The 23,032-nt window shown below is 71.2% G+C and carries 19 protein-coding genes; 11 read left to right on the top strand and 8 right to left on the bottom strand.

Annotated elements, in window-relative coordinates; all coding sequences use genetic code 11:
- Positions 1–3: 3 nt before the first annotated feature.
- The 3 genes from cydB to hisC all read right to left on the bottom strand — a co-directional run bounded on the left by cydB (position 4) and on the right by hisC (position 4,603).
- Positions 4–1,005 (bottom strand): cytochrome d ubiquinol oxidase subunit II, encoded by a 1,002-nt coding sequence (gene cydB, locus ACQYWQ_RS14950; RefSeq protein WP_431035115.1) that lies wholly within the window; start codon positions 1,003–1,005, stop codon positions 4–6.
- A gap of 21 nt (positions 1,006–1,026) precedes the next feature.
- The gene (locus ACQYWQ_RS14955) at positions 1,027–2,649 is read right to left on the bottom strand and encodes a cytochrome ubiquinol oxidase subunit I (RefSeq protein WP_431035116.1); all 1,623 of its coding nucleotides are present in this window, start codon (positions 2,647–2,649) and stop codon (positions 1,027–1,029) included.
- A gap of 871 nt (positions 2,650–3,520) precedes the next feature.
- On the bottom strand, positions 3,521–4,603 hold the full coding sequence (hisC, locus tag ACQYWQ_RS14960) for a histidinol-phosphate transaminase (RefSeq protein ID WP_431035118.1): 1,083 nt from the start codon (positions 4,601–4,603) through the stop codon (positions 3,521–3,523).
- A 564-nt stretch (positions 4,604–5,167) separates the two neighbouring features.
- On the opposite strand from hisC, the gene ACQYWQ_RS14965 reads away from it, so the two are divergent.
- The 3 genes from ACQYWQ_RS14965 to ACQYWQ_RS14975 all read left to right on the top strand — a co-directional run bounded on the left by ACQYWQ_RS14965 (position 5,168) and on the right by ACQYWQ_RS14975 (position 11,273).
- Positions 5,168–6,295 carry a LacI family DNA-binding transcriptional regulator gene (locus tag ACQYWQ_RS14965; RefSeq protein ID WP_431035119.1) on the top strand — a complete coding sequence of 376 codons (1,128 nt, stop codon included), beginning with the start codon at positions 5,168–5,170 and terminating at the stop codon, positions 6,293–6,295.
- A 2,361-nt stretch (positions 6,296–8,656) separates the two neighbouring features.
- Positions 8,657–9,808, top strand: a complete 1,152-nt coding sequence (locus ACQYWQ_RS14970; protein WP_431035121.1) for a metallophosphoesterase family protein — start codon at positions 8,657–8,659, stop codon at positions 9,806–9,808.
- A 538-nt stretch (positions 9,809–10,346) separates the two neighbouring features.
- Positions 10,347–11,273 carry a hypothetical protein gene (locus ACQYWQ_RS14975; protein WP_431035123.1) on the top strand — a complete coding sequence of 309 codons (927 nt, stop codon included), beginning with the start codon at positions 10,347–10,349 and terminating at the stop codon, positions 11,271–11,273.
- Between the two features lie 137 nt (positions 11,274–11,410).
- Here ACQYWQ_RS14975 and ACQYWQ_RS14980 read toward each other — a convergent pair whose 3' ends face one another.
- Positions 11,411–11,851, bottom strand: coding sequence for a hypothetical protein (locus ACQYWQ_RS14980; RefSeq protein ID WP_431035124.1), 441 nt, complete (start codon positions 11,849–11,851; stop codon positions 11,411–11,413).
- 183 nt (positions 11,852–12,034) lie between these two features.
- Positions 12,035–13,837, bottom strand: a complete 1,803-nt coding sequence (gene thiC / locus ACQYWQ_RS14985) for a phosphomethylpyrimidine synthase ThiC (RefSeq protein ID WP_431035125.1) — start codon at positions 13,835–13,837, stop codon at positions 12,035–12,037.
- Positions 13,838–14,048: 211 nt separating this feature from the next.
- Here thiC and ACQYWQ_RS14990 point away from each other — a divergent pair, with 211 nt between their 5' ends.
- Positions 14,049–15,560 carry a YibE/F family protein gene (locus tag ACQYWQ_RS14990; protein WP_431035126.1) on the top strand — a complete coding sequence of 504 codons (1,512 nt, stop codon included), beginning with the start codon at positions 14,049–14,051 and terminating at the stop codon, positions 15,558–15,560.
- A gap of 103 nt (positions 15,561–15,663) precedes the next feature.
- On the opposite strand, the gene ACQYWQ_RS14995 is transcribed toward ACQYWQ_RS14990, so the two are convergent.
- From ACQYWQ_RS14995 to ACQYWQ_RS15005, 3 genes are all read right to left on the bottom strand, one after another.
- Positions 15,664–16,119, bottom strand: a complete 456-nt coding sequence (locus ACQYWQ_RS14995) for an SsgA family sporulation/cell division regulator (RefSeq protein WP_431035127.1) — start codon at positions 16,117–16,119, stop codon at positions 15,664–15,666.
- A gap of 483 nt (positions 16,120–16,602) precedes the next feature.
- Positions 16,603–16,821 carry a DUF5326 family protein gene (locus ACQYWQ_RS15000; RefSeq protein WP_431035128.1) on the bottom strand — a complete coding sequence of 73 codons (219 nt, stop codon included), beginning with the start codon at positions 16,819–16,821 and terminating at the stop codon, positions 16,603–16,605.
- Between the two features lie 237 nt (positions 16,822–17,058).
- Positions 17,059–17,376, bottom strand: coding sequence for a cupin domain-containing protein (locus tag ACQYWQ_RS15005; protein WP_431035129.1), 318 nt, complete (start codon positions 17,374–17,376; stop codon positions 17,059–17,061).
- A gap of 66 nt (positions 17,377–17,442) precedes the next feature.
- Between ACQYWQ_RS15005 and ACQYWQ_RS15010 the strand changes: the two genes are divergently transcribed.
- From ACQYWQ_RS15010 to ACQYWQ_RS15040, 7 genes are all read left to right on the top strand, one after another.
- Positions 17,443–17,835 (top strand): phage holin family protein, encoded by a 393-nt coding sequence (locus ACQYWQ_RS15010; RefSeq protein ID WP_431035131.1) that lies wholly within the window; start codon positions 17,443–17,445, stop codon positions 17,833–17,835.
- Between the two features lie 163 nt (positions 17,836–17,998).
- A complete protein-coding gene (locus ACQYWQ_RS15015; protein ID WP_431035132.1) occupies positions 17,999–19,117 on the top strand; it encodes a cystathionine gamma-lyase in 1,119 nt (372 codons plus the stop codon).
- A 201-nt stretch (positions 19,118–19,318) separates the two neighbouring features.
- A complete protein-coding gene (locus ACQYWQ_RS15020) occupies positions 19,319–20,239 on the top strand; it encodes a LysR family transcriptional regulator (RefSeq protein WP_431035134.1) in 921 nt (306 codons plus the stop codon).
- A gap of 95 nt (positions 20,240–20,334) precedes the next feature.
- Entirely contained in the window at positions 20,335–20,817 is a 483-nt protein-coding gene (locus tag ACQYWQ_RS15025; protein WP_431035135.1) for an NUDIX domain-containing protein, read from the top strand.
- Between the two features lie 169 nt (positions 20,818–20,986).
- Positions 20,987–21,868 carry a GNAT family N-acetyltransferase gene (locus ACQYWQ_RS15030; protein WP_431035137.1) on the top strand — a complete coding sequence of 294 codons (882 nt, stop codon included), beginning with the start codon at positions 20,987–20,989 and terminating at the stop codon, positions 21,866–21,868.
- A gap of 116 nt (positions 21,869–21,984) precedes the next feature.
- Positions 21,985–22,464 carry a MarR family winged helix-turn-helix transcriptional regulator gene (locus ACQYWQ_RS15035; RefSeq protein WP_431035138.1) on the top strand — a complete coding sequence of 160 codons (480 nt, stop codon included), beginning with the start codon at positions 21,985–21,987 and terminating at the stop codon, positions 22,462–22,464.
- 65 nt (positions 22,465–22,529) lie between these two features.
- Positions 22,530–22,982, top strand: coding sequence for a GNAT family N-acetyltransferase (locus ACQYWQ_RS15040; protein WP_431035139.1), 453 nt, complete (start codon positions 22,530–22,532; stop codon positions 22,980–22,982).
- The last annotated feature ends 50 nt before the right edge of the window (positions 22,983–23,032 follow it).

Genomic DNA, 23,032 nt, shown 5'->3' on the forward strand with positions numbered 1-23,032 from the left:
GTCTCAGTGCGCCCGGGCGATGTGCTGCGTCCCGATGCGCTTGCGGAAGACCCAGTACGTCCAGCCCTGGTAGAGCATGACGAGCGGGGTCGCGATGCCCGCGCACCACGTCATGATCTTCAGCGTGTACGGGCTCGACGAGGCGTTCTCGACGGTGAGGCTCCAGTCGCCGTTGAGCGAGGAGGGCATGACCGCGGGGAAGAGGGTCAGGAAGAACATCGCGATCGTGACGGCGATCGTCACGCCCGAGAGGGCGAAGGCCCAGCCCTCGCGCCCGCGCAGTGTGGCGAGGAGGGCGAGCACGAGCGCGAGCACCGCGACCACGAGCGCGACAAGGCTCTTCCCGTTGCCGCTGTCCGCCTGGGTCCACCCGAGGAAGCCGAGCGCGAGTACCGCGGTGACGAGCCCGAGCCGCAGCGCCAGGGCGCGCGCCCGGTGCCGGATGTCACCGGCGGTCTTGAGCCCGGTGAACGCCGTGCCGTGGAAGGTGAAGAGGCTCAGCGTGACGAGCCCGCCGAGCAGCGCGTACGGGTTGAGGAGGTCGCCGAGGCTGCCCACGTACTCCAGATCGCGGTCGATCTTCACCCCGCGCACGATGTTCGCGAAGGCGACGCCCCAGAGGAAGGCGGGCAGCAGGGAGCACCAGAAGATGGCATGTTCCCAGTTGCGCTGCCAGCGCTCCTCGTCCCGCTTGTGGCGGTACTCGAAGGCGACGCCGCGCACGATGAGGCACAGCAGGATGAGCAGGAGCGGCAGGTAGAAGCCGGAGAAGAGCGTCGCGTACCACTCGGGGAAGGCGGCGAAGGTGGCGCCGCCGGCGGCGAGCAGCCAGACCTCGTTGCCGTCCCAGACCGGGCCGATGGTGTTGATGAGGACGCGCTTCTCGGTGCGGTCCCTGGCGAGCAGTTTCGTCAGGACGCCGACGCCGAAGTCGAAGCCCTCCAGGAAGAAGTAGCCGGTCCACAGGACGGCGATCAGCACGAACCAGACGTCGTGGAGTTCCATGATCGTTTCCCTCCTTCGGGCTCAGTAGGAGAAGGCCATCGGCCGGTCGGCGTCGTCATCGTCGTCGTCGCGCACGTCGTCGGGATCGCCGTCAGGGGTGCTCCCGGGCGAACTGCCCGCCGTGCCGCCGTCGTTCCCGCCCGTACGGGCCGGGCCGGGCCGCCCGCCGATGCGCGTCGGCGGATGCAGGTCGGCCTCGGTCAGCTCGGGCGGGCCCGCCTTCGCGTACGTGGCCATGAGCTTGAACTCGATGACCGCGAGCACCCCGTACAGGAGCGTGAAGGCGCTGAGCGAGATGATCACCTCGGCCTGCGAGACGCCGGGCGAGACCGCGTCGGCCGTCTTGAAGAGCCCGTAGACCGCCCAGGGCTGACGTCCCGTCTCGGTGAAGATCCAGCCCCAGGAGTTGGCGATGAGCGGGAAGCCCATCGTGGCGAGGGCCGTGAGCCAGTAGAGGCGGGTCAGACGGGGGCTGAGCAGCTTCTCGCGGAAGAGCACGAGGTGCGGCACCTCGTCCTCGCCGGTCCGCAGGTGCTGCGGCAGGAGGAACTTCTTCCTGGTCAGCCACAGTCCGACGATGCCGAGGCCGAACGAGGCCATCCCGAAGCCGATCATCCACCGGAAGCTCCAGAAGGCGACCGGGATGTTGGGGCGGTAGTCGCCTGGCCCGTACTTCTCCTGCTCCGCCTTGTTCGTGTCGTTGACGCCGGGCACGTACGAGCGGAAGTTGTTGTCCGAGAGGAAGGAGAGGACGCCGGGGACCTCCAGGGCGACGCTGTTGTGCCCCTTGTCGACGTCTCCGTAGGCGAAGAGCGAGAACGGTGCGGTGTTCTGGCCCTCCCAGAGCGCCTCGGCGGCGGCCATCTTCATGGGCTGCTGCTTGAACATGACCTTGCCGAGCGAGTCGCCGCTCACCGCGGTGAGAAGACCGGCGACGACGACGGTGACGAGACCGAGGCGCAGCGAGGTCCGCATCGTCGCGATGTGCTTCTTCTCGCGGTGCTTGCGGCGGCCCAGGTGCCAGGCGGCGATGCCGACCATGAAGGCGCCGCCGGTGAGGAAGCACGCGGCGAGCGTGTGGAACATCTGGGTGAGGGTCATCTCCTGGGTCAGCACGGCCCAGAAATCCGTGAGTTCGGCCCGTCCGCTGCCCTTGTTCAGGCGATAGCCGACGGGGTGCTGCATCCAGGAGTTCGCCGCGAGGATGAAGTACGCGGAGAGGATCGTGCCGATCGACACCAGCCAGATCGTCGCGAGGTGCAGCTTCTTCGGCAGCTTGTCCCAGCCGAAGATCCACAGGCCGATGAACGTCGACTCGAAGAAGAAGGCGATGAGCGCCTCGAAGGCGAGGGGCGCCCCGAAAACGTCACCGACGAACCGCGAGTAGTCGGACCAGTTCATGCCGAACTGGAACTCCTGCACGATCCCGGTGACGACCCCCATCGCGATGTTGATCAGGAAGAGCTTTCCCCAGAACTTCGTCGCGCTGAGGTACTTCTCCTTGCCGGTACGGACCCAGGCCGTCTCCAGCCCGGCCGTGAGCGCGGCGAGCGAGATGGTCAGGGGTATGAACAGAAAGTGGTAGACGGTCGTGATGCCGAACTGCCAACGGGCCAGCGTCTCGGGCGCCAGAGCGAGATCCACGAAATCCTCCTCGCTTCGCTGATCTCTGTGCACGCGGCGGACACCGTGGGCACAGCCTGTTCCCGCCCTCACGGCGGCCGATTGATCCGCATTCGCCCAGGGCAAAGCAGCCCCAACCGGGACGCGCTTGTGAAAGCGTTCACATTCACAAGCATTATGGCCCACGGTCGTTTCATACGAACAGGGGGTCCCTTGAGCGGGGAGCCTCACGCGAGGAGATATGCGGGGTTTGTCGGCTCTTCTTGGTGTTGATATGCGGCTTTTACTGGTATTTGAGACATCGCTGAGCGCACGAAACAGGTGCCTGTGACGTCCACTACAGCGATACGGAGTCCTCCGCTCCCGGCCAGGGGTCGAGAGACCCGGACCAGCGCCGGAGAGTGCACCGACCGCCCCACCCGAAGACATCACGGGGCCGGGACGGGCGGCCTCTGGAGGGAGGGAAGGCGGGAAGGAGGGAGCGGGGGGAGGGAGCGGAGGCGGACGAAGGGTGCGCTGGGGGGCGGCGGCTCGGCTCGCTTACGGGGCGGGCGGGGGTGGGGCGGCAGGCCGGTGAGGCGGCGGGCCCGTGCGGCCGGCCGGTGAGGGGCGGGGCCCGTGCGGCCGGCCTCGCTCGGGTGCGTACGTGACGCGCACGTACGTGACGAGCCGACCCCGCCGGGACGGGTGCCGCGCGGGGGGCGACCGGCGTCCTCGTGAGTGATCGGCGGCGGCGGGAGCGACCGACGGCAGCGGGGTGACCGTCCTCGAAAGCTTGACGCCGTGGGGCGGGCGTGGCGCCCGCCGGGCGCGCGGGAGCCGCCGCGCGCCCCCAGGATCGGCCCGGGCCCGAGCGCCCGGCGGCTCGGTCACGTATGCGGGAAAGGGACCGTCAGCGGTCCAGTTCCTTGCGGTAACTCGCCGCTGCCGACAGGAAGATGTCGTTCGCCTCGGTCTCAGCCACGGTGACGCGGACACCGTCGCCCGCGAAGGGCCGCACGACAACACCCGCACGCTCGCAGGCGGCGGCGAAGTCGAGGGTGCGGTCCCCGAGGCGCAGCCAGACGAAATTGGCCTGCGTCTCGGGGACGGTCCAGCCCTGGGCGCGCAACTCCCCCGCGACGCGCGCGCGTTCGACGACGAGGGCGTCGACGCGCTCCAGGAGCGCGGGCTCGGCGGTGAGTGAGGCGACAGCGGCGTCCTGCGCGAGCTGACTCACGCCGAAGGGCACAGCGGTCTTGCGGAGCGCGGCCGCCACCGGCTCGTGCGCGATCGCGAACCCGATCCGGAGCCCCGCGAGACCATATGCCTTCGAAAAGGTCCGCAACACGCACACATTGGGCCGATCCCGGTACAGCTCGACTCCGTCCGGGACCTCCGGGTCACGGATGAACTCCCGGTACGCCTCGTCCAGTACGACGAGCACATCGGAGGGCACCCGGTCGAGGAAACGTTCCAGCGCGGCCTTGCGTACCACCGTGCCGGTCGGGTTGTTCGGGTTGCAGACGAAGACGAGCCGGGTCCGTTCGGTGATCGCCGCCGCCATCGCGTCGAGGTCGTGTTCCTCGTCGCCCGTGAGCGGGACCTCGACGGCCTTGGCGCCGCTGATCCTGGTGATGATCGGGTACGCCTCGAAGGAGCGCCAGGCGTAGACCACCTCGTCACCGGCCTGCGCGGTGATCTGAAGCAGCTGCTGCGCCACGCCGACCGAACCCGTCCCCGTGGCGATGTGCGAGACCGGCACGGAGAAACGTTCCGCCAGCGCCTGCACGAGGCCGGTCGCCGCGAGGTCCGGGTAGCGGTTGAGCGCACCGGCGGCGGCGAGCGCGCTCTCCATCACCCCGGGGAGCGGCGGATACGGGTTCTCGTTCGATGACAACTTGAACGCCGGACCGTTCCCGCCCGCCGCCTTGCCCGGCACGTAGGCCGGGATGTCGTCCAGTACCGCTCGCAGTCTGGGGTTCGTACCGCTCACCGCGGGACCTCCTTCTGTACGTGCCGGTATTCCCGCGCGGCCCGTGCCGCCCCGGGAAACGGGCTCGCGAGCCACCCGGCCGGCTCGGGGATCACCCACACCGGCGGGCCGCCGCACCGCGCCCGTCCGCATATTGGACACCGCGGAGGGGCGCACCCGATAGACGCCCGGCGCATGAAAAGACCCACGCGCCCCCACCTTGACGCGGACGCCCTCACCTCGCCTTCCGGGACAGGTGCCGCCAGAGGTCTTCCTGGGGAGACGGGAACAGAGCCGCCCGTCGCGGCTCCCCTCCGCCGCTCCCTGGGGGGCGCGCGCTCATCTGCGTGCGCTGCTGGCTGGCGCCGTGGCGCGCATCGCCCGTACAGGTGAGCTGCACCCCCGGGACGGCCCCCACAGAGAGACCCACACAACCGGCAAACCGTCGGGTAATCATCTCCGATTCGTCGAAGTTCCTTGCAATAAAAGGTTTTTGACGGGGCGTCACCTTGCAGAAACGTGACATCACAGGTGTGCATATGCGCCCGCCGTGCCCTCCTGACAGACCCCTACTATCGGCAACCCATGACAGCAGCAGGGAAGCAGCAGGTGAGCCGAGCGGAAACTCCCCGCAGGGGCAAACGGTCCGGACGGCCGGGTATCAGAGATGTGGCAGCGGCGGCGGGGGTCTCAATCACGACCGTCTCCGATGCCCTCAACGGCAAGGGCCGTCTCCCCGACATCACCCGCCACCATGTGCGGGAGGTGGCCGACCAGCTCGGCTACCGCCCCTCGGCGGCGGCACGCACACTCCGTACGGGCAAATCGGGCCTCATCGGCCTGACCGTGACCACGTACGGGGAAGAACCTTTCACCTTCACCGAGTTCGCCTACTTCGCCGAGATGGCGAGAGCGGCGACCTCGGCCGCACTCGACCGGGGCTACGCCCTCGTCATTCTCCCGGCGACCTCGCGTCTCAGCCCGGTGGACGTGTGGTCGAACGTCGCGCTCGACGGCACCGTCGTCGTCGACCCGGCCGACCACGACCCGGTCGTCGCCGAACTCGTACGGCAGGGACTGCCGGTGGTCTCCGACGGGCGCCCGGACGGCACCCTCCCGGTGACGGCGTGGGTCGACAACGACCACGAGGCCGCGGTCCTCGGCATACTCGACCACCTCGCGGACTCGGGGGCGCGCCGGATCGGCCTTCTCACCGGGACCACGACCGATTCCTACACGAGGCTCTCCACGACGGCCTACCTCGAATGGTGCCGCCGTGTGGGCCAGGACCCCGTCCTGGAGTCGTACCCGGCACACGACCCCTGCGCGGGCGCTGTCGCCGCCGACCGGCTCCTCGCCCGCCCCGACCGGCCCGACGCCGTCTACGGTCTCTTCGACCCCAACGGCACGGACCTGCTCGCCGCCGCGCGCCGCTACGGACTCCGCGTCCCCGAGGACCTGCTCCTCGTGTGTTGCAGCGAGTCGACGGTCTACGCGTCGACCGAGCCGCCCATCACGACGCTCTCGCTCAAACCGCGCCGCATCGGCACGGCCGTCGTCCAGCTCCTCATCGACGCCATCGAGGGCATCGGAGCGCCCCACCAGCTGGAACGCGTCATCCCCACCGAACTGATCATCCGCACCTCCTCGCAACGCCGCTCCCCCCGCACCACGGTGAGCCCGCCACGGGAGTCGGGGGAGGGAGCCGGATAGCGGGGAGAGGGGACAGCGCAGCGGTCACCGGCCCCGCGCCGCACGGACGCGGGGCCGGTGACGCCCTCATCGGGGAGCGTGGGCTTCGGGGGCGCGGGCGCGGTTTCAGGGGGCTGGGAGGCGAGGGGTTTCGGGGCTGCAAGGGGCGGCCTTGACCGTCGCGGCGCGTGGTGCCGGGGGGCGTGGTGCCCGTGGGGGTCAGTGCCGCTGGGGACCGGTGCCGCTGGGACCGGCTGCCTCACGGGGCACAGTGCCGCTGGGCGCGGCTGCCTCACGGGGCACGGTGCCTTGGAGGCGTCATGCCTGGGGCACGGTGTCTGAGGGGGCACGGTGCCTCAGGGACGCTCATCCGTCGGGACGCGGGGCCTGGCGGGATGGTGCCTGGGAGGTGCCCCGGTTGGCTATGGGGGTGTAGCTCGGGTCGCTGGGGCACCAGGACGCTGGGGCAAGGCCGCGATGCTTCTGAGCGTGGTGCCCCCTGGGGCCGTCGCGCTCGGGGACATGGTGCCTGGCGGCGTGGTGCCTGAGGGCGTGTGCCGTGTGGGTCCCGGGGCCGCTGATGCCCCAGGGCTCGGCACTCCGGGGGCTCCGTGCTGGCGGGGTGGCGTAGGCCGGAGGAGTGCGGTGTCCGGGGCGTCGTGCCTCGGGGGCATGCGCTCCGGGATTCTGACGCTCCAGGGCTCGGCGTCCTGGGGGCGTCGCTTGCGGAGTGTCATGCGCCCGGAGGGTCGCTGCGCCGTGAGGGTCGCTGCGGCCTGAAGGTCCCCGCGCCGTGAGGGTCGCTGCGGCCTGAAGGTCCCCGCGCCCTGAGGGTCGCTGCGGCCTGAGCGCGCGGTGCTGGGGCATCGCTCCCCCAGTGGCCAGAGGGAACGCCGTGGGGCCCTGCCGCGCTCCGAGGCGGCGAGGCTTCGGGGCACGATGTCGTCGGCCACGGCGCTTGGGAGTGGCCCCGGTGCGGGGGCCGCTGCGTCCACGGCTGCCGCACCCCGAAGCACGCCACCCCCTTATCCAGCGCCCCGTATCCGCAGCGTCCCGAAGCCGGGGCCCTGGGCGAGGACACCGCGTCCGCGAAGTCCGCACCTCTGAACGTCCACCGTGGCCCCGCTCCGGGGCACCGGCCTTCCGAGCACCGCCCTTCGGGGCGGCCCAGTCCGAAGTCAGGCGTCACGGAAACCGTCGTGCTCCGAAGCGGTGTCGCCCCTCCGGCACCTTGCGCCGGGACGATCAGGCCCCGCCTGCGCGCCCTGTCCTCGGGGCGTTTTCCCAGAAGAGCCAAGCGTCCTGACGCCCGCACGGGCGCCGGGGGGGCCGCCGCACGGCAGGGCGCGACCGCCCCGTCAGCGATGCCCCTCACGGAGCCGCTGCGCCGTCGGCGGCGTCCCGGTCATGGACCGAAGTGCCTCGGGGCCTCATCCACCCGCTGCCCCTGCGGGGAGGCACCCGTCGGGCCCCGGCGCCCCGGGAGTACCACCACGCCCCGAAGCTGTGCCCCTGGACAGGAGCGCCCGCTGCCACGCCGCTCCCCAGGAACACCGCACTCCGGGCGTGACACGGCAGCGGGGACCGCCCGGCGTCGTGCGCGCGGCTTCGGCGACCCGGCGCCCAGAAGGTGAAGCGCAGCTCCGCGAGCGCAGCTTCAACAGCCCCGCGCCCACGAGGCGAAGCCCGGCTTCACGAGCGCGGCTCCGGCAACTGCCGCCCCGCCGCCCCGGCCGCCCCGGCCGCCCCGGCCGCCCCGGCCGCAGTGAAGCCCCGTTTCACGAGCGGCTCCCATAGCCCGAGCCCGGCACCCACGGCCCGCGACCCCGCTTCAGGAGCGCGGTGGGCTCGTGCTCAGCAGGGCGGCAGAGGCGGGCCTGGACCGGAGTGCTGGGCGAGCCGCCCGTCCGGCCGGGCCACGCGCGGCACCTTCGCGAGCCTCCGCCCGCTCGATCCCCGTACTGATTCCTGCCCCGAGGCCCCGCCCGCTTCCCCGTCGCCGGGCCCCGCCTGTCCCCTTTCTCCGCCCGCACCCGTACCCCTTCCCCACCGGCATCGTCCCCCGCGCCCTCCCCTTGTCGCCACCACCCCGCTCCCCGCTCCTCCGCACCCGTACCCCCTCGCCACCGGCGCCGTCCCCCGCGAGCCGGCCTCGCGGGTACTCCCTACGGGGGACCGGCCCCCGCCCCCTCGCGGCGTTTGCGGGCGCCGGAGACGGCGCCGCGCCCCACCATTTCGCCGCAAATCGCCGGGCGAGGGCGGAGTGCGGCGGGATTCACCACCCTGATGCGTCCCACACCCCGCACCGCATTCCTATGATGGGCGCACGACACCGAGGGCCGCTGCGACCGAGCAGTCCGGGCGGTGGGGAGCGGCGCGATCGTGGTGGAGGGGTCAATGACTCAGGGGGCCGGTCAGGGACCCGCGGAACGAACACCGACGGTGCGCGACTTCCGCGTCCCCGCCTACATGCCCCAGCCCGAAGCCTTCGCGGACGGGGGCGAGCCCTACCCGGGCGAGGGTGACAGGTACGCGGACGCCGCACAGGCGTACGCGGAACGGCAGTCCACCGAGGCCTCCGCGGCGCCCGAGGCGGCCAGCCCGCCCGCCGGGACCGAGTCTCCCGTGGGCGAGGACTACACCCCGACCCAGCGCGACCTGCCCGTCATCGGCTCCCAGCCGGAGTCCGCGCCCCAGCCGCCCGCGAACGGCCCCGGTCCGCTCTACGTCGTCGGCGACGTGCACGGCTATCTCGACGAACTCGTCACCGCTCTCCAGGAGCAGGGCCTCCTCGACGAGGAAGCCCGCTGGGCCGCGGGCAACGCCAGGCTCTGGTTCCTCGGCGACTTCACCGACCGGGGTCCGGACGGCATCGGGGTCATCGATCTCGTCATGCGCCTCTCGGCCGAGGCGGCCGCCGCCGGTGGCTACTGCAAGGCCCTCATGGGCAACCACGAGCTGCTCCTCCTCGGCGCCCGCCGCTTCGGCGACACCCCGGTCAGCTCCGGAGCGGGCACCGCCACCTTCCAGGCGGCCTGGCTCCTCAACGGCGGTCAGAAGACGGACATGGACCGACTCCAGGACGTCCACCTCCAGTGGATGTCCCGGCTCGACGCGATCGTGGAGGAGGACGAGCACCTGCTCGTCCACTCCGACACCACCGCCTACCTCGACTACGGCTCCACGATCGAGGCCGTCAACGACACGATCCACGACGTCCTCACGCGCAACGATCCCGACGAATGCTGGGACCTCTTCCGCAAGTTCACCAAGCGCTTCGCCTTCCGTGACGAGCGGACCGGGCCCGAGGCCGTACGTGAACTGCTCGACACGTTCGGCGGCTCCCGCATCGTCCACGGCCACAGCCCCATCCCGTACCTGCTCGGCGACGTCGGCTCCGAGGACGGCGAGGAGACCCCGCGCCCGGTGATCGAGGACCCGCACATCTACGCGGACCGGCTGGCCGTCGCGATGGACGGCGGCGTGACGATGGCAGGAACGCTGCTGGTACGTCAGGTGCCCTTCCCGGCCTGACGCTTCGCTCCGGACACTCCGCCCCACCCGGCCACCACGCCCGGCCGGCACGGCGCGGCACAGCCTCGTACGGCGCGCACCGCCCCCTACGGGCCGCCGCGCCTACGGGCCGCCGCGCCCCGTACGAGCGCGGCGCTCCACCCCGTACGGTGCCACCAGCCGTACGAGCGGCGCCCCACCCCGTAGCAGCACCCCACCCCGTACGGCCCCACCAGCAGTACGAGCGGCACCCGCCCCCGTACCACCCCCACACGCGCTCCGCCTCCGCTCCGGCGCGCGAAGGGCCCCGTCCCGCCCCGGACGGGAACACACCCGCCGTCCGGACGCCCCTCCCTGCCTGCCCGGATGGGCCCGCGCCCCGGCGTGCGGGGGGCGCGCGTGCCGCCACGTCCCCCTGTACGACCGGTCAATTTCCGGAAACACCCTGTTACCCTGCGCCGCCCCCGGCCTACCATCGCCTTATCCGTAGCAGGCTCTCCTCCGCTTCCGCCCTCTGCCCGCACCCAGCGGGCGCCTTTGCCCTACGGAGCATCGGGGGATGCACATGAACAGCGCTCCGCACTTGCTGCCCGAGGATCACCCGGAGTTCGAGCGAGTCCTCGACGAGGCTCTGCGCCAGGCCGTCCCGCGGCCCGCGGCGCAGGACCCCGACGGGCAGTTCTCCGCCACGCGGCTGAAGACCCTGGCTCTCGGCTCCGCGGGCCTCATCGCCGCCACCGCCGCACCCGAGTACCAGCACTACGTCAGAGTCCGCGAAGAACTCCGGATACGCACCCCCGGGGACACCGAGAACGCCGCGGCGCCGACCCGGGCGCAGGAGGGCGGAGGACTCGCCGCCGCGATCGGGGAGGTGACCGAGGCCTCGGGCGCCGGGGCGATCGCCGTGCTCGCCGCGCTGACCCCGGTGCTCGCCGGGGTCGCCGCCGTCGTGCTGCTGCTCATCGGCTACCTGCTGCGGCTCGTGGACAGCGAGCACGTCATCGGCGACGCCCTGCTCACCGCGGGCTGGATCTTCGCCGTCCTCGCGGCCGCCGCCATCCTCATCGCCGGGATCGCCCTGCTCCTCGTCGCCCTGCGCAACGGAGCCACCGCACTCTCCGCCGATCCGCGCCGCCCGCGCGCCGCCGTGCCCGATCCGGAGGCCGAGAACGTGGACCGGGCCCGTGCCGACTGGCGTCAGGCTCTCCTGGAGAAGGGCTTCCTGCCCTTTTTCCAGGAGCACACGGACTCTCAGGAACGCGCGCAGGAACGTACGGGGGAGGTCGCACCGGACGAGGAGGGGCCTGCGCAGGACGGCGCTGTCCCCAGCCGCACCGGCGGCTCCTCCCGTATGCCCCGGCTCGGCTACCACCGCCCCGGCTTCAGCAGCCCGGAGGCGGACGGCGAGGCGGCCTCCCGCCCGCACTACTCCAGCCCGGACTTCAGCAGCCCCGACTTCGGCGGCCCGGAGCACCGCCCGGAGTGAGCGATGTTCCACGTGAAACATCGCGAGCCGATCCCCGCACGCGCACCCGCACCCAGAAGAGCCCGATGTTTCACGTGAAACATCCGTTTCGGTGTTTCACGTGAAACATCGGGCCCGAGAGCTGGGGACGCCCCCTGCTACAGCTTTCCGCCGGTGAGCCGCGTGAGCGGTCCCACGGTCCTCGCCCCGGACTTCCGTCCCGCGAGGAACGAGGCCGTAGCCACCGTCAGCAGCCCGGCGCCCGCGCTCGTCGCGGCCACCTTGTGCTCGCGGACCGTGCCCCAGGCCGTGCCCGTCGCGGCGACGGCCTTCTCCGATACCTCGGAGACCTTGCGCCGCCCGGCGTCCACGCCTGTCCTCGCCCTGGCTTCCACTCGTTTGCCCGCCGCTCCGGCGGCGCGGGCACGTGCCCGCGCCGCCTCGGCGGCCTCTTCCGTCTTCGCCCCGGCCGCGGAGAGCGCCGCATCGGCCCTCTCCGACGCCGTCGCCGCCACCGGGGCATCATCGGTCCCCGGCGCGGAGGCCGAAGCGGCCACGGCGTCGCGGGAGTGCTTGGTCTGCGGGTTCTCTCCAGTCATGGCCTGCGGGTTGCCGCTCCACACCGGAGAAAACCCGCGACCGCGCACCGAAGAGGACTTACGACCGGCCCCGGACACCCCGGACACCCCGGACGGACGAGGACCCGGCCACACCTGGCCCCACCCGGGCGCCGAGCCCCGTGGCTTACCGTGGCCCGGCCCCGTACCCCCGCAGACCTCCGTTCACTCCGCCAGCGGCAGATACACCCGGTTCCCCGACGCGGCGAACTCCCGTGATTTCTCCATCATCCCGGTCACGATCTCCTCCTGGCTCAGTTCCGCGTCGCCCTCCGCGCCGAACCGCTCGCTGATGTCCCTGCTGATCCGCATCGAGCAGAACTTGGGCCCGCACATGGAGCAGAAGTGCGCGGTCTTCGCGGGTTCGGCGGGCAGCGTCTCGTCGTGGAAGGCCCGCGCCGTCTCCGGATCGAGCGCCAGGTTGAACTGGTCCTCCCACCGGAAGTCGAAGCGCGCCTGCGAGAGCGCGTCGTCCCACTCCTGCGCACCGGGGTGCCCCTTCGCGAGGTCGGCGGCGTGCGCGGCGATCTTGTACGTGATGACGCCGGTCTTCACGTCGTCCCTGTCGGGGAGCCCGAGGTGCTCCTTCGGCGTCACGTAGCAGAGCATCGCGGTGCCCCACCAGGCGATCATCGCGGCGCCGATGCCGGAGGTGATGTGGTCGTAGCCCGGAGCGATGTCCGTGGTGAGCGGACCGAGGGTGTAGAAGGGCGCCCCGTCGCACACCTCCTGCTGAAGCTCGACGTTCTCCTTGATCTTGTGCATCGGTACGTGCCCGGGCCCCTCGACCATCGTCTGGACGCCGTGCCTGCGAGCCACCGCGGTGAGTTCCCCGAGCGTGCGCAGCTCGGCGAACTGCGCCTCGTCGTTGGCGTCAGCGACGGAGCCGGGCCGCAAGCCGTCCCCGAGCGAGAACGTCACGTCGTACGCCGCGAGGATCTCGCACAGCTCATCGAAGTGCTCGTACAGGAAGGACTCCTGATGGTGCGCGAGGCACCACGCGGCCATGATCGAGCCGCCGCGCGAAACGATGCCGGTGGTCCGGCGCGCGGTGAGCGGCACGTACGGGAGCCGCACCCCCGCGTGCACGGTCATGTAGTCGACTCCCTGCTCGGCCTGTTCCACGACCGTGTCGCGGTACAGCTCCCAGCTCAGCTCCTCCGCCTTCCCTCCGGCCTTCTCCAGCGCCTGGTAGAGCGGCACGGTGCCGATGGGAACGGGGGAGTTGCGGAGAATCCACTCGCGCGTGGTGTGGATGTCGCGCCCTGTCGAGAGATCCATGACCGTGTCGGCGCCCCAGCGCGTCGCCCACGTCATCTTCTCGACCTCCTCCTCGATCGACGAGGTGACGGCCGAGTTGCCGATGTTCGCGTTGATCTTCACGAGGAACCGCTTGCCGATGACCATCGGCTCGCTCTCGGGGTGGTTGATGTTCGCGGGCAGTACAGCCCGCCCGGCGGCCAGTTCCTCGCGTACGACCTCGGGGGCGACGCCCTCGCGCAGCGCCGCGTACTCCATCTCCCGCGTGATCTCGCCCCGCCGCGCGTAGGCGAGTTGTGTCACCACGGCCCCCTGGCGAGCGCGGCGCGGCCGGCGCGGGCGCCCGGGAAAGACCGCGTCGAGGTCGCGAGCGCCGCCCCGGGGGACGGTGTGCCGGGGCCCGTCGTCCTCGGGCCGTGGGGCGCGGCCGCGGTACGTCTCGGTGTCACCGCGCGCCGCGATCCACGGTGCGCGAGGGGTGTCGAGCCCGCGCCGTACGTCCGTGGTGACGGACGGGTCGGTGTACGGGCCCGAGGTGTCGTACAGCGTCAGCGCGCGGCCGTCGCTGAGGTGCACCTTCCGCACGGGCACCCGCAGACCCGGCCGCTCGCCCTCGACGTACGCCTTGTGCGCACCGAGGGCGCGGACGGGTGCGGGGGATTCGTGCGACGGTGCGGAGGCAGGGGTGTGCGCGTCCGATGTGGTCATGAGACCTACTCCCTACGCCGGCATTACCCGGTAACAGGTTCAGCGGTCGGCGCAGCGTTTCGTCCTCCGGCCGCGCGTGCGGCCGTACGAGGAGATCAGCGCCCTCTCAGCCCGGTGCTCCGAGCTCCCGCGGGGACAAATCGCGACCCACGCTAGCGCCCGTCCTGGCGTGCTGGCCAGAGGGCGCCCCCGTTCTTGCGATGATCGGTCGGTGACGACGCCACCTCCCACGCCTCAGGCGCCCCCACCGCCGCCCTCGCCCCCGGAGGGCCGGCTCCATGACCCGGGCCACGAGCACAGCCACCACCACGGCCCGGCGACCCCCGGTTCACGACGGCTGCGCAGGGTCATCGCGGCGGTCCTGGTGCCCTTCGCCGCGGCCGTTGTCGCCGGGCTCGTCCTGCTGTGGCCCGGGGCTCCCGGTGCCCACGAGCGGACGGGGGTCGGCTTCGACCGGCAGACCGTCAGCGGCAAGGTCACCGGCATCAAGCATGTCGGCTGCAACGACGGGGCCGGGGGCGCGGGGCAAAGCAGCGGTGGAGACGATGGGAGCGGTGGAGACGGCGCGCAGGACCCGTCATCCGGCGATACAGGCGCCTCAGCGCCATCGGGCGCGGCTTCGGGCGCGGGATCTGGCGCGGGATCTGGCGCGGGATCTGGCGCGGCCTCGGGGGAGCACGCGGCGGGTGTCTGCGAGCAGGCGACGGTCGAGGTCACCGAGGGGAAGGACAAGGGGCACCGCTACCCCGAACTGATCCGCCCCGACGCCTCGCGTCGGCTCCACGCGGGGCAGAAGGTCGTCCTTGCCTACGCACCCGACGCGCCGCGGGAACTCCAGTACTCCGTCACGGATGTGGGCCGTACGCCGCCGATGGTGCTGCTCGCCGCGGTCTTCGCACTCGTCGTCGTGGCGGTGGGGAGGCTGCGGGGGCTCATGGCGCTCGTGGCGCTCGCGGTGAGTTTCCTGGTGCTGACGTTCTTCATCCTGCCCGCGATCCTGGAGGGGTCGAATCCGCTCGTCGTGGCAGTGGTCGGGGCGAGCGCCATCATGCTGATCGCCCTCTACCTGTGTCACGGCCTCAGCGCGCGCACCTCCGTCGCGGTGCTCGGCACCCTCACCTCGCTGCTGCTCATCGGGGTGCTGGGCTCGTTCTTCATCGGCTGGGCGGCGCTCACGGGGAACACGGACGACAGCACGGGCCTCATCCACGGCCTCTACCCGCACATAGACATGAGCGGGCTGCTCCTGGCGGGGGTGCTCATCGGCTCGCTCGGGGTGCTCGACGACGTCACGGTCACGCAGACGTCAGCCGTGTGGGAACTGCATCAGGCCGATCCGGGGATGACGCGACGCGCCCTCTACCGCGCGGGCATCAGGATCGGCCGCGACCACATCGCCTCGGTGGTCAACACCCTGGTGCTCGCCTACGCGGGGGCCGCGCTGCCGCTCCTGCTGCTCTTCTCGCTCGCGCGCAGCGACGTGGGCGCGGTGGCGACGAGCGAACTCGTCGCCGAGGAGATCGTGCGGACGCTCGTCGGCTCGATCGGACTGGTCGCCTCGGTCCCGGTCACGACGGCGCTCGCGACCCTCGTGGTCTCGGCGGACCGCGCTCCGCGCCCGCGGTCCTCCGGCGCTCCGGGCGGTCCGCCCCACCCCGAGGTGCCCGGCCCCGTATCCGCGGGACGGCTGCTCGGGGGCGGCGGACGCCGCAGGAAACGCTGAGGGGGGGACCGCCACGCGAGCGAGCGGCGGGCGCCGTCGCGGGCCGCGAGGCCGACGCCGTCGCGGGCCGCGAGAGGCGGGCGCCCTCAGAGCCTCGGGGGGTTCAGCCCGCGCTCGGCTCCTCGGCGAGGATGCGGTGCAGGGCGTCGTCGAGGTGGCTCTCGAAGTCGGCGCAGGCGCGCTCCTCACCCAGCGGAACGAGCCGGTCGGTCCGGTCGAGGAAGGCGACGATCGGCGCCATGCCCACCCGGAAGAGGGCCTGGTCCGTGCCGACCTGGAGCCTGATGTGCAGCTCCCCGGGGCCCTCCACGTCGAGCAGGGGCTCCGGCTCCACGGGCGAGACCCGCACGTCCCCGTCCCCGCAGGCCTCGTCGATCCCGTCCGCGAGCAGTTCGCGCCCGAACGTCCACGAGACCGGGGCATCACCGGGCAGGTGGAAGGTCAGCCGCACCGCGTAGGGATCGGCGGCCTCGTAGCGAAGCTCGACGGGGATACGGAACGAGAGCTCCTCGGAAACGAGGAAGCTCATCATGACCTCTGCCTGTACGGACTCGCGCATCGCCAACCCCGTCGATTGCCGTCACCTTGCCAGGGGCAAATCCCCTGACACTCCTGATACCTAGCTCAGTGAACACATCACATCACAGTGCGTGACCCCGCTGTTGCTGATTGCGGGAAGAAACGTGCGGGAAAATCCGTCCGAGCCGTTTCCGGTCGGGCGGTTCGTGGAATCCCCGCCACCGATCACCCGTATTCCGGCTGCCCCCAGGCGGTTCGCACATGCAAGGCACGCGGGGATTCCCCCACGTTCACCCTTTCGGCCCGCACGGACCATACGAACACACCGGCCCCGGACGGCGACACCGACGGCCCAAGCGTCACACAGAGCTACACATCAGCGGCGCGCAAGAACGCGCTTCCGAAAGGGAGTTGATGGCTGATCGCGTCCATTCGGGGGGTTCTCCGTCAACACCGGGACGCGGAAGTCCCCCGCCGGTGGCCGCGCGACGGGCGCGGCGCCGACCGGCAGAGGACTCTCCGGTCAGCGCCGGTTCCCTGGTCCCGCCGACTCCTTGAACTTGCGCACGACGAAGACGAGCGCCGCGACCACGACGACGAAGACGAGCGCCTTGAAGAGCAGGCCGACCACCACGCTCAGGATCGAGACGATCACCCCGCCGAAGATCGCCAGCGCGATGAGCGGGACGGCCACCCACTTCACCCACCACGGCAAGTCCGTGACTATCTCCCGCATGCCCATCGTTGCTACCTCGCTTCAACCGGTTCCGGGTCTCCCGCCCGGCCTTCTTCGATGCTAGGCGGGAAATCCCCGTGGTTGGGCGCTCGGCAACCCTGGCTTTCCCCTGATTCCCACCCTTAGGGGTTGGAGCCCCTTTTCTCCGAGGAACCCTGAGAACACCCCCTCCGAGCTGGCCTTTTGGTCTCAGGGTCGGCGGCCTGGGCCCGGCGGGGCTTTCCCTCGGGACGGCCCGGTCCCTCATCCCTCCGGCGGAGAGAAGACGACCAGGACCCGCAGGTCCTCGCTGATGTGGTGGAAGCGATGCGGGGTCCCTGCGGGGACATAGACGACGCTGCCGCGCGCGACCTCCGTCGTCTCCTGCCCCACGGTGAGCGCGGCCCGCCCGCTCACCACGAGGTAGACCTCGTCCTGCCGGTGCGGCTGCTGGGGGTCGGCTGCCCCCGCGTCGAGCGCGTACAGCCCGACGGACATGTTCCGCTCGCGCAGGAACTGCAAGTACGCGCCGTCGTTCGCGGATCGTTCCAGGTCCAGCTCGTCCAGCCGGAATGCCTTCATCTACTTCCTCCACCCCTTCGCCGCTCCGGTGCCGCCTGCCCCGGCCCCGTCTGTCACGATCGGCTCATGAAGACCTTCGTGTTCAGAACCCTCGCCAACGCGGCGGCCCTCGCGGTGGCCGTATGGCTGCTCGACGGCATCACCCTCACCGGCCACAACACCGGCCACAGGGCGCTCACGCTGATTATCGTCGCACTGGTCTTCGGCCTCGTGAACGTGCTGGTGAAACCCCTCGTGCAGCTGGTCACCCTCCCGCTCCTGATCCTGACCCTCGGGCTCCTCACCCTCGTCGTGAACGCCCTCATGCTGCTGCTCACCTCATGGATCTGTGACGTCATCGACGTCCCTTTCCACGTCAGCGGCTTCTGGACCGCCGTGCTCGGCGGGCTCATCGTCGCCGTCGTCTCCTGGGCCGTCTCGCTCGCCCTGCCCGACGGCCGCCCGGCGGACCGCGCCTGAGAAGACGCCGTACCTCGCCCGGGCAGGGCCGCCTTACGCACCGCCCGCCACGTGCCCCATCCTGGGGACCCCGGCACAGCGCGGTGCGGGCGAGGTGACAACAGCCCCGGTCACGGCCCCCCACGGGCGGCCACGAGCGGCGGCGGACGAGAAGAGGGACAGCATGACGGGCGAAGGAACGAGGGCAGTGCGCGCGGGGCTGCCGGAAGCGGCACGGAACGAACCGACCCTGCCCGGGCCGGTCTTCGCCGCGCACTTCCACCTGCCGGGAGAGGTCGCCGGGCCCTATACGTACGGGCGCGACAGCAACCCGACCTGGACGCGTCTCGAAAGCGCCGTCAGTGAACTGGAATCGCCCGACGAGGAGGCGGGGACGCTGCTCTTCGCCTCCGGGATGGCCGCGATCTCCGCAGTGCTCTTCTCGCAGCTGCGGGCCGGGGACACCGTGGTCCTCCCCTCGGACGGGTACCAGGTGCTGCCGCTGGTCCGCGAACAGCTCACCGCGTACGGAGTGACCGTGCGTACCTCCCCCACGGGCGAGGACGCCCAGCTCGACGTTCTCGACGGGGCGCGGCTGCTGTGGATCGAGTCGCCGTCGAACCCCGGCCTCGACATCTGCGACATCCGGCGCCTCGTCTCCGCCGCCCACGAGAAGGGCGTACTCGTCGGCGTCGACAACACCCTGTCGACGCCGCTCGGCCAGCGCCCCCTGGATCTCGGCGCGGACTTCTCGGTCGCCTCCGACACCAAGGCCCTCACCGGCCACGGCGATCTCCTCCTCGGCCACGTCACGACGCGCGACCCGGCCCTCCTGGAGGACGTACGACGCTGGCGCAAGATCATCGGGGCGATTCCGGGACCGATGGAGACCTGGCTCGCGCACCGCTCGCTCGCGACGCTTCAGCTGCGTCTCGACCGGCAGAACGCCAACGCGCTCGCCGTCGCCGAGGCCCTGCGTGGCCGCCCCGAAGTGAGCGGTCTGCGCTACCCCGGGCTCCCCGAGGACCCGGCGCACAAGCTCGCCACGGCGCAGATGCTGCGGTACGGGACCGTCCTGGGCTTCACGCTGGCCTCCCGCGAGCACGCCGAGCGTTTCCTTGCCGCCGCACAACTCGTCGAGGACGCCACGAGCTTCGGCGGCGTGCGCTCGACCGCCGAGCGGCGCCGCCGCTGGGGCGGGGACGCGGTGGCCGAGGGCTTCGTGCGTTTCTCTGCGGGCGCCGAGGACACCGAGGACCTCGTGGCCGACGTACTGCGGGCGCTCGACGAGAGCCACGGCTGAGCGGACGGAAAGGCGCGCGGTGGTCCGAGCCTCCCCCCTCGTGGCTCGGACCACCCGCGGTCCCGCGAAGAACCGCCCGCTCAAGGCTAGTTGACCGTCTGTCAATGTCCAATCACTGTAGAGACGGCTGGGTATCGGCAGATTTATCGTTGACCGCCCGGGTCCACTGGAGGCCCGCGATCACCCGAGGGGGCAGTGGCGATGGATCTCGCCCTGTTGCGCACCTTCGTCGCCGTGCACCGAGCCGGTTCCTTCACCCGTGCCGCCGCTCTGCTCGGCCTCTCCCAACCTGCGGTGACCTCGCAGATAAGAGCCCTGGAACGCCAGGTCGGCCGTCCGCTCTTCCTCCGCCAGGCACGCGGGGTGACCCCCACGTCCCTCGGTGAGGAACTTGCCCACAAGGCGGCCCCACACCTCGACGCCCTCGTCGAGATCGCCGAGAGCGGCGTCGTCACGGGCGACGGGCACGCCCGTACGCTCCACCTCACCGGGCCCCCGGAGTTCCTGGCCGAGCGCGCCCTGCCCGCGCTGAGCGGCCTCGCCAAGGGCGAGGGACCCGACTTCGGCATCCGGGCCACGTTCGGTACCGCGCAGGAGAGCCTCGAAGGGCTCGCCGCCGGGCACCACGACCTCGCGATCAGCACGGTCCGCCCGCGTGGGGGCCTGCTCACCGCCACCGCGCTGTGCGACGAGGAACTCGTTCTCGTCGCGGCACCCAGCTGGGCGGACCGGCTTCCCGTCGAACGTCTCAGCGGCGGCGGCCCCACGCCGGCCTCGGGGCGTACTCCGCCGCTTCCCTTCGTCGACTGCCACGAATCGCTGCCACTCGTCGCGCGCTACTGGACCACCGTCTTCGACGCCCTGCCCCCGGGCCCCGGGGCGGTGATCGTCCCCGATCTGCGAGCGGTGCTCGGCTGCGTCCTCGCCGGTGCGGGCCTCGCGGTCCTGCCGCGCTACCTCTGCGCGGGCCCGCTCACCGAGGGACGGCTCCGGCTCCTGCTCAACCCCGCGGTGGCTCCGCTCCGTACGTACTTCCTCGTCGCCCGTACCGGCACCCTTGCCCTGCCCCACCTCTCGCGTACCCACGACCGCTTGCTGCGCGCGGCGGCGGACTGGGGCTGAGCGCGCTCCGGAGCACGCTCCGCACCACGGACCGCGCCTCCCAAGCGCCCGGCCGCGCATGTTTCACGTGAAACAACTCGGGCCACATTCCCTCCATGACCGTTCGCCCCGTGGTCAAGCGCACCGCTCGTGCTGTCCTGCTGGACGGCGAGGATCTTGTCCTGATCAAGCGCGTCAAGCCCGGCGTCGACCCCTATTGGGTCACCCCGGGCGGCGGCGTGGAGCCGGAGGACGCCACCGTCATCGATGCCCTGCACCGTGAAGTCCACGAGGAACTGGGGGCGAAGATCACCGATGTCGTCCCGTGTTTCGTGGACACCGTGGAACACATCGGGGCGGACGGCGGCGCCACCGGGGTCAAGGTCCAGTACTTCTTCGTCTGCCGCCTCGTGTCCCTCGATCTGGAGCAGCGGCACGGACCTGAGATGGAACAGCCCTGTGGAACCTACGAGATCGTCCGTATCCCCTTCACCCGCGTCGGCATCGCCTCCGTCCATCTCGTCCCGCTCTCCCTGCGGCACTACCTTGACGCCAATATCGAGGGGGTCCTCGCCCTCCTCGACGCGGATCTCGGCTGACACGGAACGGCCCTCTCGGGTCACAGCCCCTCCCGGGTCATCCGACGAGCATCCGCACGTTGTTCCCGCGTCACGCGATGTTCCACGTGAAACATCCCTCACCTCGGATCAGGCCCGTAGTCCGAAAAGAGGGTGGACGCACGCCCCTGACGTCGGTAAGCCTGAGCGCGTGCTGCCCACTCCTCCGCCGTCCGCCGCTCTGGCTCTTCGCAGGCTGACCCTGCACGATCTCCCGTACTGCCTGGAGCTGGCACAAAACAGAGGCTGGTTCCCTGACCGGCGATTGTGGACGCTGCTCCTCACCGCAGGCACCGGTTACGGCATCGACGACCCCCGGGGCGGGCTCCGCGCCGTCTGCGTCAGCCATCGCTACGGCCCCGAGGAACACCCTGGCCTGACCGTGCTCAGCATGCTGCTCGTGAGCCGCGACCACGCGGGCCAAGGACTCGGCCGCCGCCTGCTCAGCGAGGTCATCGCGTACGAGCCCGTCGAAGCCCTGGCCCTCTACGCGAGTGAGGAGCGCGTACCGCTCTACGAGGAACTCGGCTTCCGCCGGGCAGCGGCAGGGGACGTGGAGACACTGGAGGGCCACTTCACCGGGACCGGTGCGGTGCCGGGGGTACGGGTCAGGCGGGCGAACGCCGGGGACCTGCGCGCCCTGCTCGACGTGGATCGGGAGATCTTCGGCCTCGACCGCACCCCCTTGCTGGCCCGGCTTCCGGCCTTCGCCGACAGGATGAGCCTCGCCGAGGACCCCGAAGGCCAGGTGCTGGGCTTCGCCGCCCTCCGCACCGAGCCGCACGCCGCGCTGCTCGGACCACTCGTCGCCCGTGAGCCGCTCCTCGCCCAGGCCTTGGTCGCCGATCTCGTCCACGAGGTCCGCACGCCGGTACGGATCGTGCTGGAGCACCACCAGGAGGAACTGCGCGACTGGCTCACGGACCACGGTTTGCGTCCCGTCCTCCACAGCCGCCTCATGCTGCGCGGCACGCCTGCTCTGCCCGGAATCCGGCTCCAGCGGTACGCACCGCTGAGCACGGCGACGGGCTGAGTGCGTGCACTTCCCGAACCCGACTGGAATATTTGCAGGCGCCGTATAGTTGCAACCAGCGGTTATTTCATACCTGGCCTAGGCTGGGACATCCGGGACGGACGGAGGAGAGAACGATGACGGCGACCGACCCCGCTCTCACAGCACTCGCGCACAGCTGGTCCGCCCTCTCGCTGCTGCACAGCCGCATCGAGGCGCGCATCGAACGCGCACTCCAGGCGGCACACGGTCTCAGCGTGCGGGAGTACTCCCTCCTCGATGTCCTCAGCCGCCAGCACGACGGCGAGGGCGGGCACCTCCAGATGCGGCAGGTCGCTGAGGCCGTCGTACTCAGCCAATCCGCGACGACACGCCTCGTGACGCGCCTGGAGGACCGGGGCCTGCTGGCCCGCTACCTGTGCCCCACCGACCGGCGCGGCATCTACACCGACGTGAGCGATTCGGGCCGAACCCTTCTGGAAGAGGCTCGCCCGACCAACGACGCTGCCCTGCGCGCGGCACTCGACGAGGCCGCTCTCGACCCGCAGCTCGCCCCGCTCGTCACCGCTATGGAACAGCTCGACGCCTCGCCCCGCCTCCTCGGCCAGCCTGCCTGAGCCAGCCGCCCGCCCGAAGTCCAGGACCGGCAGGCCCCAGGGCAGGCGGGCCTAGGATCACGGGCATGAGCACCCTCCAGATACGCCCGGCCACGCGCGACGACATCAGCGCGATCGTCGCGATGCTCGCGGACGACCCGCTCGGAGCCCAGCGCGAGTCCCCGGACGACCTCACCCCGTACCGCGAGGCCTTCGCCCGCATCGACGAGGACAAGAACCAGCACCTCGTCGTGGCCGAGAACGACGGCGAGATCGTCGGCACGCTCCAGCTCAGCGTGCTGCACGGGCTGTCCCGCAAGGGCACCACCCGCACGATCATCGAGGCGGTACGCGTATCCGCCACCGCCCGCGGCGGAGGGCTCGGCACGCAACTCATCACCTGGGCCGTCGAGGAGTCCCGCCGCCAAGGCGCGAGCCTCGTCCAGCTCACCTCGGACGCCACCCGCAGCGACGCCCACCGTTTCTACAAGCGCCTCGGCTTCGTCGACTCGCACGTGGGCTTCAAGCTCACCCTCTGAGGACAAGCGCCGGGCCGGATGTTCCACGTGAAACATCACGGGCCACCCAC

It is taken from the genome of Streptomyces sp. P6-2-1, assembly GCF_050613165.1.
GTDB lineage: Bacteria > Actinomycetota > Actinomycetes > Streptomycetales > Streptomycetaceae > Streptomyces.